Here is a 13258-nt window from a genome sequence, read left to right as displayed (position 1 = left end):
TGAAGTGGGCTTGACAGCACTTGCAAGCAAGAAAGTAGGGCCTGCGGACACCAGCCACGAACCCCGCATTGCGGGGGTGGCAGCCATTCCCTCCTCTGCGACCAGACCCTCTTCAGCCCGATACCTGTACGGAACGTGACCATGCTCCCAACTTCCCCGTTGTTTCCCGCGTTCAGATTGCGCGCTGCCTCGTTGGCCCTGAGCGCCGTCGTCTTGACCGGCTGCATGTCGCTCGCTCCGGCGCCAGACACCCCGCCATTGCCCGTGCCCGAAGCCTGGCCCGCGCATCTTGGATCAGGCACCGACGGCGCCCACGCGGGAGAGCTTGCCTGGCAGGCGTACTTCACCGACCCCCTGCTGCAACGCCTCATCGAGACTGCGCTGGAAAACAACCGCGACCTGCGCCTGGCCGCGCTGCGTGTCGAGGAAGCCAGCGCCGCATTCCGCATTCAGCGCTCGGATCGATTTCCTGCCGTGGGCGTGGGTGCCCAGGGTGGACGCGCCCGCGTCCCTGGCGATCTGAACATGTCGGGCCGGTCGCAGGTGGGCGGCGAATATCGGGCCGAGGTGGGTTTGAGCACCTGGGAGCTGGATCTGTGGGGCCGGGTCCGCAACCTGGAAGACGCCGCCCTGCAAAGCTGGCTGGCTTCCGACGCGGCCCGCCAGGCCGTCCACCTGGCGCTGATCGCCCAGGTGGCCGACGGTTATCTTGGCTTGCGCGAGATAGACGAACGCGTGGCGATCGCCCGTCAAACCGTCGCGACCCGCGAGGAGTCCTATCGCATTTTCCGGCGCCGCGTTGAAGTCGGCTCGACCTCGAAGCTGGACCTCACTCAAGTCCAAACTTTGCTGAACCAGGCTCAGGCGCTGCTGACGCAGCTTGAGCAGGCTCGCACCACGCAACTGCACGCCCTGGCACTGCTGGTAGGCGCTGATCCCGGCCCGCTGCCCGCCAAGGCACCCTTCGATGAAACGACGGTTCTGGCTGAGCTGCGGGCCGGTCTGCCTTCGGAGCTGCTGGTCAGTCGCCCGGACATCATTTCCGCCGAACACCAATTGCGTGCCAGCAATGCCCACATCGGCGCGGCCCGCGCGGCGTTCTTGCCGCGCATTGCGCTGACCGGCAGCTTCGGCACGGCCAGCTCCGACTTGAATGGCTTGTTCGATTCCGGCAGTCGCGCCTGGACCTTCATGCCCACCCTGTCGCTGCCCATCTTCGATGGCGGGCGCCGCCGCGCCAATCTGGAGCTGAGCGAAGTGCGCCGCGACATCGCCGTCGCCGGATACGAAAAAACCATTCAATCGGCCTTCCGCGAGGTGGCCGATGCGCTGAGCGCAAAGCACTGGCTGGCTGAGCAGTTGACGATCCAGAGAGCCAACCTGGAAGCGCAAAGCGAACGCGCACGCCTGGCCAAGTTGCGCTACGACAACGGCTCGGCCGCCTTCTTGGAAGTGCTGGATGCCCAACGCGATCTGCTGGGAGCACAGCAACAACTGGTACAGGCGCGCCGCGCGCTGCTGTCCAGCCAGGTGGCGCTGTATGCCGCGCTCGGCGGCGGCACCCTCGCCGCAGCCGGCGAGGCACAGGGTGCGGCCTCGACTCCCGCTTCCACCCCATCAACCCGTTAAGGCACGCCGAACCCATGACTATCTCCCCCTCTCTCAAGAAAAAACTCCTGGTCGCTTTCGCTGCAGCGGTTGTTGCCGCGCTGGCCTGGTGGAGCTGGACGAGGTTTACCGACAGCGGCCCGGGCGAAGGATTCGTCAACGGCAATGGCCGCATCGAAGCCACCGAGATCGACGTGGCCACCAAGCTTCCCGGCCGCATCGAAGACATCCTGGTGCGTGAAGGCGATTTCGTCACAGCCGGCCAGCCACTGGCCAAGATGCGGCTGGAAACGCTGGAAGCGCAGCGCGACGAGGCCCTGGCCATGCGTCAGCAGGCTGAGCATTCGGTGACCGCGGCGCAGGCACAGGTGGCGCTGCGTGAAGCCGACGTGACTGCCGCCTTGGCTCTGGTTGGTCAGCGCGAGTCCGAACTGGACGCCGCGCAACGGCGCCTGACACGCTCCAGCACGCTGTCGAGTGAGGGAGCCGCCTCGATCCAGGAACTGGACGATGACCGGGCGCGCGTACGGGGCGCCCAAGCGACCCTCGCGGCCAGCAAGGCACAGGCCGCCGCTGCCCGCGCCGCGGTCGAAGCCGCCAGGGCGCAGCTTGTCGGCGCGCAGTCTAGTGTGTCCGCCGCTACGGCCAGTATCAGCCGCATCGAAGCCGACATCCGCGACAGCGAACTGCGGTCTCCGCGCGACGGACGGGTTCAGGTGCGTGTCGCGCAACCCGGTGAGGTGCTTGGAGCGGGCGGACGTGTCTTGAACCTCCTTGATCTGTCGGACGTGTACATCACCTTCTTCCTGCCCGAAACCGTGGCCGGCCGCGTTGCGCTGGGTTCGGAGGTTCGCATCATTCTGGATGCCGCGCCCGAGTATGTGATTCCAGCCACCGTTTCCTTCGTCGCCAGCGCAGCGCAGTTCACCCCCAAGACGGTGGAAACCGCCAGTATCAGTTGAACTGATTGGCATGCTTAAAAAATATCAAATGCTTCACAAGAAATAAAGCAAGACGGATTTCAGAAATGGAATCTGAACTGTCAGTATTTTGAGTGAGCGACAGACAGAAATGTCTTTAAACAGAGATTAAACTGAAGAGTTTGATCCTGGCTCAGATTGAACGCTGGCGGCATGCCTTACACATGCAAGTCGAACGGCAGCACGGACTTCGGTCTGGTGGCGAGTGGCGAACGGGTGAGTAAAGTATCGGAACATACCTTGTAGTGGGGGATAACTATCCGAAAGGATAGCTAATACCGCATACGCTCTGAGGAGGAAAGCGGGGGATCTTCGGACCTCGTGCTATAAGAGTGGCCGATATCTGATTAGCTAGTTGGTGAGGTAAAGGCTCACCAAGGCGACGATCAGTAGCTGGTCTGAGAGGACGACCAGCCACACTGGAACTGAGACACGGTCCAGACTCCTACGGGAGGCAGCAGTGGGGAATTTTGGACAATGGGGGCAACCCTGATCCAGCAATGCCGCGTGAGTGAAGAAGGCCTTCGGGTTGTAAAGCTCTTTTGTCAGGGAAGAAACGGTGAGTCCTAATATGGCTTGCTAATGACGGTACCTGAAGAATAAGCACCGGCTAACTACGTGCCAGCAGCCGCGGTAATACGTAGGGTGCAAGCGTTAATCGGAATTACTGGGCGTAAAGCGTGCGCAGGCGGTTATATAAGTCAGATGTGAAATCCCCGGGCTCAACCTGGGAACTGCATTTGAGACTGTATGGCTAGAGTGTGTCAGAGGGGGGTAGAATTCCACGTGTAGCAGTGAAATGCGTAGATATGTGGAGGAATACCGATGGCGAAGGCAGCCCCCTGGGATAACACTGACGCTCATGCACGAAAGCGTGGGGAGCAAACAGGATTAGATACCCTGGTAGTCCACGCCCTAAACGATGTCTACTAGTTGTTGGGTCTTAATTGACTTAGTAACGCAGCTAACGCGTGAAGTAGACCGCCTGGGGAGTACGGTCGCAAGATTAAAACTCAAAGGAATTGACGGGGACCCGCACAAGCGGTGGATGATGTGGATTAATTCGATGCAACGCGAAAAACCTTACCTACCCTTGACATGGCAGGAATTCCGAAGAGATTTGGAAGTGCTCGCAAGAGAACCTGCACACAGGTGCTGCATGGCTGTCGTCAGCTCGTGTCGTGAGATGTTGGGTTAAGTCCCGCAACGAGCGCAACCCTTGTCATTAGTTGCTACGAAAGGGCACTCTAATGAGACTGCCGGTGACAAACCGGAGGAAGGTGGGGATGACGTCAAGTCCTCATGGCCCTTATGGGTAGGGCTTCACACGTCATACAATGGTACATACAGAGGGCCGCCAACCCGCGAGGGGGAGCTAATCCCAGAAAGTGTATCGTAGTCCGGATTGTAGTCTGCAACTCGACTACATGAAGTTGGAATCGCTAGTAATCGCGGATCAGCATGTCGCGGTGAATACGTTCCCGGGTCTTGTACACACCGCCCGTCACACCATGGGAGCGGGTTCTGCCAGAAGTAGGTAGCTTAACCGTAAGGAGGGCGCTTACCACGGCAGGGTTCGTGACTGGGGTGAAGTCGTAACAAGGTAGCCGTATCGGAAGGTGCGGCTGGATCACCTCCTTTCTAGAGTAGCGCCGTAATTAAGTGTTCACTTTTATTGACTGTTAAAAAGAGACGAGAAGAGTAGTAAGAGTAGTGAAACTGCTTTGAAGTAGGAAGTAGTGCCTGAATGGGGGTTTAGCTCAGCTGGGAGAGCACCTGCTTTGCAAGCAGGGGGTCGTCGGTTCGATCCCGTCAACCTCCACCAATACTGGGGCTGTAGCTCAGCTGGTTAGAGCACCGTGTTGATAACGCGGGGGTCGTTGGTTCGAGCCCAACCAGCCCTACCAAAAGTATGTTGAGAAAACAAACGCAAATGGCGCGAGCGCTGTTTAGGTTTGTTCTTTCAAATCGAAAGAGAGTCGGAAGACTCAGTAACAAGAAGTTCTCGTTCTTTAACAATTCAGAAGAAGTAAAGTAGAAATAATCAAAATTTATTTCTGTAAAGAGATTGGTAGTAATACTGATCAGATTTATGGAAGGGTTATGATTGTATCGAACAAACAAAGTATTAAAAGAGTTTGATCAAAAGCAGCCGAAAGGCAGTTTTAGAAAAAATAAATTCTTGAGATACGGCAAACGCTAAAGTAATACTCATAAGTAGTAAAGAACTATAACCGTTTTTGGTGATGAACCTGAGTTGAGCAATCGACCCAGACACCAGAAGCTAAAGTTATAGGGACAAGTGACTAAGTGCACATGGTGGATGCCTTGGCGATATCAGGCGATGAAGGACGTAGTAGCTTGCGATAAGCTGCGGGGAGTGAGCAAACACACATTGATCCGCAGATTTCCGAATGGGGAAACCCGGCCGTAAGGTCATTTAACACTGAATACATAGGTGTTAAAAGCGAACGTGGCGAACTGAAACATCTAAGTAGCTACAGGAAAAGAAATCAACCGAGATTCCCAAAGTAGTGGCGAGCGAAATGGGAAGAGCCTGCAAGATTTAGCAGATTTGATAGTAGAACGGATTGGAAACTCCGGCCATAGAGGGTGATAGCCCCTTATACGAAATCATCTTTGTGGAACTAAGCTTGCGACAAGTAGGGCGGGACACGTGAAATCCTGTCTGAACATGGGGGGACCATCCTCCAAGGCTAAATACTCGATATCGACCGATAGTGAACCAGTACCGTGAGGGAAAGGCGAAAAGAACCCCGGGAGGGGAGTGAAATAGAACCTGAAACCGTGTGCATACAAACAGTAGGAGCGGACTTGTTCCGTGACTGCGTACCTTTTGTATAATGGGTCAGCGACTTACATTCAGTGGCAAGCTTAACCGCATAGGGAAGGCGTAGAGAAATCGAGTCCGAATAGGGCGTCTTAGTCGCTGGGTGTAGACCCGAAACCAGATGATCTACTCATGGCCAGGTTGAAGGTGCGGTAACACGCACTGGAGGACCGAACCCACTAATGTTGAAAAATTAGGGGATGAGCTGTGGGTAGGGGTGAAAGGCTAAACAAATCTGGAAATAGCTGGTTCTCTCCGAAAACTATTTAGGTAGTGCCTCAAGTATCACCAACGGGGGTAGAGCACTGTTATGGCTAGGGGGTCATCGCGACTTACCAAACCATTGCAAACTCCGAATACCGTTGAGTGCGAGCTTGGGAGACAGACATCGGGTGCTAACGTCCGGTGTCAAGAGGGAAACAACCCAGACCGCCAGCTAAGGTCCCAAAGTATAGCTAAGTGGAAAACGAAGTGGGAAGGCTAAAACAGTCAGGAGGTTGGCTTAGAAGCAGCCACCCTTTAAAGAAAGCGTAATAGCTCACTGATCGAGTCGTCCTGCGCGGAAGATGTAACGGGGCTAAGCTATACACCGAAGCTGCGGATATCCTTTTAGGATATGGTAGGAGAGCGTTCTGTAAGCCTGCGAAGGTGACTTGTAAAGGTTGCTGGAGGTATCAGAAGTGCGAATGCTGACATGAGTAGCGATAATGGGGGTGAAAAGCCTCCACGCCGTAAGCCCAAGGTTTCCTGTTCAACGTTCATCGGAGCAGGGTGAGTCGGCCCCTAAGGCGAGGCAGAGATGCGTAGCTGATGGGAAGCAGGTTAATATTCCTGCACCGTCGTATGATGCGATGGGGGGACGGATCACAGAAGGTCGTCAGGCGGTTGGAAGAGCCTGTTCTTGACTTGTAGAAGGCACTTAGGCAAATCCGGGTGCGTAATTCAAGGGGTTGAGACGAGTGAACTTGTTCACGAAGCGATCGGAAGTGGTTCCAAGAAAAGCCTCTAAGCTTCAGTCATACGAGACCGTACCGCAAACCGACACAGGTGGGCGAGATGAGTATTCTAAGGCGCTTGAGAGAACTCGGGAGAAGGAACTCGGCAAATTGGTACCGTAACTTCGGGATAAGGTACGCCCTTGTAGTTTGACCCCCCTGCGGGGGAAGGATGAAGGGGTTGCAATAAACTGGTGGCTGCAACTGTTTAATAAAAACACAGCACTATGCAAACACGAAAGTGGACGTATATGGTGTGACTCCTGCCCGGTGCTGGAAGATTAAATGATGGGGTGCAAGCTCTTGATTGAAGTCCCAGTAAACGGCGGCCGTAACTATAACGGTCCTAAGGTAGCGAAATTCCTTGTCGGGTAAGTTCCGACCTGCACGAATGGAGTAATGATGGCCACACTGTCTCCTCCCGAGACTCAGCGAAGTTGAAGTGTTTGTGATGATGCAATCTACCCGCGGCTAGACGGAAAGACCCCATGAACCTTTACTGTAGCTTTGCATTGGACTTTGAACCAATCTGTGTAGGATAGGTGGGAGGCTTTGAAGCGGGGACGCCAGTTCTCGTGGAGCCATCCTTGAAATACCACCCTGGTTTGTTTGAGGTTCTAACCTTGGCCCGTTATCCGGGTCGGGGACAGTGCATGGTAGGCAGTTTGACTGGGGCGGTCTCCTCCCAAAGTGTAACGGAGGAGTTCGAAGGTACGCTAATTACGGTCGGACATCGTGATGATAGTGCAATGGCATAAGCGTGCTTAACTGCGAGACTGACAAGTCGAGCAGGTACGAAAGTAGGACATAGTGATCCGGTGGTTCTGTATGGAAGGGCCATCGCTCAACGGATAAAAGGTACTCTGGGGATAACAGGCTGATTCCTCCCAAGAGTTCATATCGACGGGGGAGTTTGGCACCTCGATGTCGGCTCATCACATCCTGGGGCTGTAGCCGGTCCCAAGGGTATGGCTGTTCGCCATTTAAAGTGGTACGTGAGCTGGGTTTAAAACGTCGTGAGACAGTTTGGTCCCTATCTGCCGTGGGCGTTGGAAGTTTGAAGGGGGCTGCTCCTAGTACGAGAGGACCGGAGTGGACGAACCTCTGGTGTATCGGTTGTCACGCCAGTGGCATTGCCGAGTAGCTATGTTCGGAAGAGATAACCGCTGAAAGCATCTAAGCGGGAAACTCGCCTTAAGATGAGACTTCCCGGAGACTTGATCTCCTTAAAGGGTCGTTCGAGACCAGGACGTTGATAGGCTGGGTGTGGAAGTGCAGTAATGCATTAAGCTAACCAGTACTAATTGCCCGTAAGGCTTGTCCCTATAACCTTAGCAGGTATAGGCTGCAAGTGAGCAATATGAAGTGTGAGCCAATGAATGTTGGTACAAATCATAACCAGGAATAAATAATAAATTGAGATTGGTGCGAGTGAAAAACGACGCACATTCTCCAACGGATAATGCAGTCGTTTAAGAACCTTGCAGAGGGTACTTTTGATGAGGCTTTTGCGAAAATCGTCCATACCAAACTTTACCAGATCCGCTTATTGCGACACAACCACTCAAATGCTCCCGATCCTATTTGTACCAACGACTGAAAGAAATCGACAATCATGATCATGCGTAATCCCAAACGGTTTCTGTGGACACTGACCCTGTTCTGGAGCCTCATGCTGCTGTTTGTCTTTATCAGTGGGTATGGTTCGCCTAGCCGGACCAACACCTAGCATGGTCAATCGCGTTGCGCGTCAAGCAAGCGTTCGACCTGAGCCGCATTGGCGTTAGCAATAGACCTGAATTCCTCACTGATACGATTATCGCTCTCCACACGACGCCAGAACACAACGGCCGCTGCTGCTGCCTGAACCCAGGTATTGCGCTCTCTCGGTACCGGTAAGGTGGGCGCGAATTTGCGCTCTACCAGCTCCACGCCTCGCGAAGGGGCATACATCATAGGTAACATGTCATAGGCCGGTGCCAAGCTAAGGTCGGGCAAGAACGCAAGATTACCGTCATGCATATCAGAGTTCGCAATTAGTCGACCAAAATGCTCCAATAGTCTTATCTGTTGTGCGGTCTCTTCAGAAATATAATTCGCTTCAAAAAGTGCTTTTGCACCGTCCGACCATGAACCTGTACCGCCGAACAGCGCCGCATTCAATTCGAACCAGGTGCAAACGCCGGAGCGTCCAAATTCGCCATGGCGGTCAAAACGGTCGACTTCATAGAAGGCCCGACCGGCGAACTGATAGATGCGACTTTGTGCGGCTCTGAGCTGGAGTGTGTCAGCAATGGTGGTCAGAGCCAGGTGCTCGCACACCAGCAAATCGGCCCAACGTTGTTCCTGTGGCGAGCCGTCGGCACCTGAGAACTTGACGATGACATGGGTTGGCATTCCCCGCCAACGGCGTGCCGTGAATTTGGGAAATTCTCCAGCGGCTGAGGACTCCGCCTCTCCAAATTTGAGCGCTTGCAGGGCGCGCTGCGGATAGTCGGTTTCAACCTCATCATCACTGAGAAAATGAATGCCGTGCTGCTGCACCTCCAAGAAGCGGCGCAGTGCTTGCTCACCCAGAATGTAGTTGCCAGGCTGATCCCAGCCGACCACGCTCAAGACATGCAGGACATCGTCTTCACTCCAGCGATTCACGGCATCATCTACTTGGAGGATAGCGGCAAACTGGTGTGCAAAGTTACGACCCAAGAAACCCTGAGGTCGCATGTCGCCCAATGGATATGGCACCCCATGGAACCAGCCATCAGCCATCTCATCATCCAGCGGCCAAGGAAATGCTTCGATAAAAGTCATCGCGCAACCTGCAGGATAAACAGGCTCCAGCAGTCCTACCTCATGCGCCCGCCCCGACTCGTCAATGCGATACAGTGGCAGTGGAGCTGAGTTACCTCGAATCGACCGGCGCGCTGCATACGCCGTGCGTCGCGCGCGGCCACGCGAGATAACCTGACCGTCCAGTTCGGCAATCGCTCGCATCAAGGACGGACGACTTACCCCAAGTCGCTTTAACAACTCGCCAGCTTGCTGTCGGTGCCAGGTCCGAAGCGTTTCCAAAACTATTTTAGCGATTGACATGTAACGATTCTTTTTTAGTTAATTATTAAAATATCATAGAGCAATATTAAAATAATAAATTAACTATGTAACGATTTATGTAACGTTTATTTTGATTTTAGAAGATGTCTTTACTTATGTCAAAGTAAGAATAGGAATGGCTTAATCTCACCCCATGGCTGATGTAAATTGGCTTCATACGCCCTCATCTTCGAAGTGTAAGTGAGGTGGAAAGTCATATAGCCGAATTTGCTCCGGAATAAATCACCCGGGTTGCAGGAGAGACGTTCGCCGTCCATTTTCGGCGCTGAAATGACGATGCTAATGGTACGCGCTCTCCGTTAACAACGGACGCCGTCCTGACTTCAGTTTGCCACGCAGAATTGAATTGATAGTTCCAACGTCATTGGTTGTGAATACTGACCTGAATGTGCGCTTTATCGACACAATGAGGATAGACCGAGCAGTTGGGCGACCAAATTTAGAAGCCCATCGCCATGACAGACATTCGTTAGCCTTACTGGATGGGATTAGACTCTAACTCCGTGTGCTACTCAAATGTGGGGAGACGTCGTCGCAGGTGAATCAAAACGGCTGGGCTCTAATTGCTCAAGAGGGAAAATGGCGTGTATGGTGTTCACCTATTGGTTCGCCTTCATCAGACGGGCATATAAATGTCGATAATCTATATAAATTACCCCTGACATGTATAGAAAATACCAATATTTATACATGTCAGGGGTAATTTGCACAAAATTTGAGGTTTTTTTATCAAAAATTTCGACAGCATTGCCATTTTAGGGAATTAAAGATCTATCCCACTAAACGCATTGGTGAAAAACGAGAGTCAATACAAGCTGCAGGCCAATGCATTTTGTCATTCTTCAGATCAAATGGGACTACCCAGAGACGTAAATCACTTGAAAAATCGAAGGGCGGTAATTCAGCGGAAAATTTATCCGTCTGCGGATAAATCAGTAGCATCTTGCCAATACCATTGAGATGTTTATGGCCATAAGCAAACAGTTGATAGAAGTCAGACTGACTTAATCCGTACTTATTGGTTTTATCTGATGAACAAATAATCTTCCACTTAGTATCGAGAACGACCAGATTTTCTTTGCCATTTCGAATGAGAAAATCAGGACGTAACTGGAACATTTGTTCGCCATTATGCTCACAAAGAGAATGAGAAGATGCCTGTACCTTGAGTGAGTAAGGCGCAGGCAATTGTTTGCGTAGTTGAGTCTCCACATAACGTTCAAAAAGTTTTTCCATCGGAAATAACAAACTAATGCCTTGGGTTTTCCCCCTTAGCGCCAGCGGCATCTGCTGTCCCAGCACTAATTCACACCAAGGCCGTACTGGCAGGTAGTGCGCCATTAAACGGTCCGTGCGCCATAAGCGGAAATCATTTTGTATATCGCGGCTGTCTGGGATTTCTGCCAGCAATCCCGCCAACTTAAGGGCCAGACGCCAAGTGTCCGCCTGTTGGGTCGTCTTGCATACCCGCATCAAGGCAGCTTTTAATAGGCGATTCTCAGGACGATCAGGCAAGAAGAGATCATGGCGGATATTGAAAATATGCGCACGCCCCGGTGGCTGGCGAATCTGCTTCACCACATCTAATTGGCCCCGCAAGAAGCGTTGTTCTTCTTCTATACGCTGGTAATCAAAGCGTAAGCCACGTTTGAGCAAATGATCCAGGGATAACACAAATTGCTTCATCACCCATTCCAGCAAGGAGTGATCAAAGGTCTGTATATCTGTTTTATCGGTCGTGCGCACCGGCAGATCCAAAGCCACTTTCAGCATCTTAATCAGCAAGGCACGCGAGTTACTGGCTGCCGCTGCATCCGATTGCTCGGTATGCTTAGGCAGTATCTCCAATAAGGTACCGCAAGGCGTTTGCACCACCCCAACATAGCTATCCAGCTTTAGCCAGCGTTTGTTCTCTATCTGTAGTAGACAAGCGCCGCTCTTGTTAAAACCAGCTGACAAACTGCACAGCCATTCAAATGCGGAAGACGTGACCGTGGCCTGATCCAGCGTGTTTTCTACCTGCTCAGTCGTCAGTCGTGCATATTCGCGCACGACTACTGTTTTCATGGCGCGACCCCGATAATGGCTTGATAGCTTCGTATGTCATCAAAGGCATTGTCGTTGATATGCCAACGCTTATCCACCATTTGCAATTTCTCAGCAATTTTCGCATCAAATAAAGCGGCCAGATTTCCCTGCGTTTGCGCAATGAAGCATAACTCTTTGGGTTTGTTTTGATCATTCAACACCCACGCGATACGCTCCCAGTCCTCGAAGAAATATTCCTGCAACAGCGGCAGGATTTGCTGGCGAAAAATATGCTTCAAGCCACGAAGATCTCGATTGTCTTTGAGTGGCATAAAATACGCATGGCCTAGGCAATGGTCGCGATCCAGTAATACCTCTATGCGTTCATTCATTTTTCTTAGCATCTGGCCAATGTTGATGCCTTCGACGATTATTTCATCAAGTAATTCGGGTTTAGGTGCCATTTCCTTAAAGGTAAAACGTCGACGCAGGGCGATATCTAGTCCAGCCAGCGACCGGTCGGCGGTGTTCATGGTACCGATAATAAATACATTGCTCGGCACCGTAAAATCATCTTGCGTGTACGGTAATTTGACTGACAACGCTTCGGGCATGCCCGCACGTTTGGACGGTTCAATCAAGGTGATTAATTCGCCAAAAATCTTTGAAATATTCCCACGATTTATTTCATCAATGATTAGAACGAATTTTTGTTGTTTGTTGGATTCGCTTAATTTTTCCACCTCAAGTGGAAGCCCGCACTCTGATTGAAGATACGATAACAGGCCTACGACATAAGAGGGATTGTAGATTTTCGTTTTATCACCAGTGACATACAATTTTCTTACGTTTTCAATGTTGGCAAAATAGGTTGTGCCGTCCTTTACAGATTGCTCGGGGAAAACCTTAAAAGTATTTCCTCCGTCATATTCGACATCAAACGATTTTCCATTTTTTGTTTTTAACGTCAATCTATCGTTTGAGTCCTCAATTTTTTTTTGGAAGATCTTAATCGCGTCAGAGAATGTATGAGATGTATTGACACCAAGTTCAACTGCATCTTCACAAAGTTTTTTAAAAATACCAGACTTGGTTGAGTAGCTAATTGCACCATTTAATGTTTCGGCGCGCAATCCCTCAACAAAATCCTCATAGCTAAAACTTTGGTGAAAAGTGGTGAAGCGAATTTGTTCGGTATTAATGAAGTCATCGAAGCGTTTCTTTAATGCTGTCCGATCATTTTGGTTCGCAACAAAGAAATCGGGGTCAAGAATTTTCAAACTTTCGTCTACCGTTGCGTAGGTTTTACCCGTTCCAGGCGGTCCAAAGAGAATTTGATTAAGTGAATTAGATGATTTCATATCAGAGCGTAAATTTGGCGTCACTTTAGGTACGTCAATTGACAGATTTTTTTTTGTTTCACCGCGTTCAAAACTTAGTTGATAAATTTCGGGCCGCTCGCTGCTTACAGAGAGCACTGCGGAATCACCGGAACGAAGATTAAGTTGTGCAAAAAGGGAAGTAAAGCGAGCTTGTATTCGTTTGTAATTGCTTAGAACGCACGTTTTTCTTGACTCACCATTGGGCAAAATTAACGTAAATTGAGCATCGCTTTGTAGTGGTCTAATGTACCCGGACACTGATTTAGGCGAGAATACTCGTCATGGAGAGGTGTTTGATGA

Annotated in this window: 4 protein-coding genes, 2 tRNA genes, 2 rRNA genes and 1 pseudogene; 6 read left to right on the top strand and 3 right to left on the bottom strand. The window is 51.5% G+C overall.

Annotated elements, in window-relative coordinates:
• Window positions 1-141 precede the first annotated feature (141 nt).
• The 6 genes and pseudogenes from ACPAOP_RS17085 (at window position 142) to ACPAOP_RS17060 (ending at window position 7759) form a co-directional block, all read left to right on the top strand.
• Window positions 142-1629, top strand: coding sequence for an efflux transporter outer membrane subunit (locus tag ACPAOP_RS17085; RefSeq protein WP_423680165.1), 1488 nt, complete (start codon window positions 142-144; stop codon window positions 1627-1629).
• A gap of 14 nt (window positions 1630-1643) precedes the next feature.
• A pseudogene (locus tag ACPAOP_RS17080) lies at window positions 1644-2561 on the top strand (HlyD family secretion protein); the annotation flags it as partial.
• A 137-nt stretch (window positions 2562-2698) separates the two neighbouring features.
• Window positions 2699-4229 (top strand): 16S ribosomal RNA (locus ACPAOP_RS17075).
• A 108-nt stretch (window positions 4230-4337) separates the two neighbouring features.
• Window positions 4338-4413: transfer RNA gene (locus ACPAOP_RS17070), tRNA-Ala, on the top strand.
• A gap of 5 nt (window positions 4414-4418) precedes the next feature.
• Window positions 4419-4495: transfer RNA gene (locus tag ACPAOP_RS17065), tRNA-Ile, on the top strand.
• Between the two features lie 389 nt (window positions 4496-4884).
• Window positions 4885-7759, top strand: a 23S ribosomal RNA gene (locus tag ACPAOP_RS17060).
• Together the 16S and 23S rRNA genes with 2 tRNA genes alongside form the textbook arrangement of a ribosomal RNA operon.
• 409 nt (window positions 7760-8168) lie before the next feature.
• Here the strand turns inward: ACPAOP_RS17060 and yjjJ are convergent.
• From yjjJ to ACPAOP_RS17045, 3 genes are all read right to left on the bottom strand, one after another.
• Window positions 8169-9527 carry a type II toxin-antitoxin system HipA family toxin YjjJ gene (yjjJ, locus tag ACPAOP_RS17055; protein WP_423680253.1) on the bottom strand — a complete coding sequence of 453 codons (1359 nt, stop codon included), beginning with the start codon at window positions 9525-9527 and terminating at the stop codon, window positions 8169-8171.
• Window positions 9528-10319: 792 nt separating this feature from the next.
• Window positions 10320-11615 carry an McrC family protein gene (locus ACPAOP_RS17050; RefSeq protein WP_423708806.1) on the bottom strand — a complete coding sequence of 432 codons (1296 nt, stop codon included), beginning with the start codon at window positions 11613-11615 and terminating at the stop codon, window positions 10320-10322.
• On the bottom strand, window positions 11612-12937 hold the full coding sequence (locus ACPAOP_RS17045) for an McrB family protein (RefSeq protein WP_423708805.1): 1326 nt from the start codon (window positions 12935-12937) through the stop codon (window positions 11612-11614). The genes ACPAOP_RS17050 and ACPAOP_RS17045 overlap by 4 nt, the downstream gene beginning before the upstream one ends.
• Between the last annotated feature and the right edge of the window lie 321 nt (window positions 12938-13258).

The organism is Undibacterium sp. WLX3042 (genome assembly GCF_049544825.1).
Lineage (GTDB): Bacteria > Pseudomonadota > Gammaproteobacteria > Burkholderiales > Burkholderiaceae_D > Undibacterium.
Note: the sequence above shows the minus strand (reverse complement) of the source record. Positions and strands in the feature narration are given on the sequence as shown.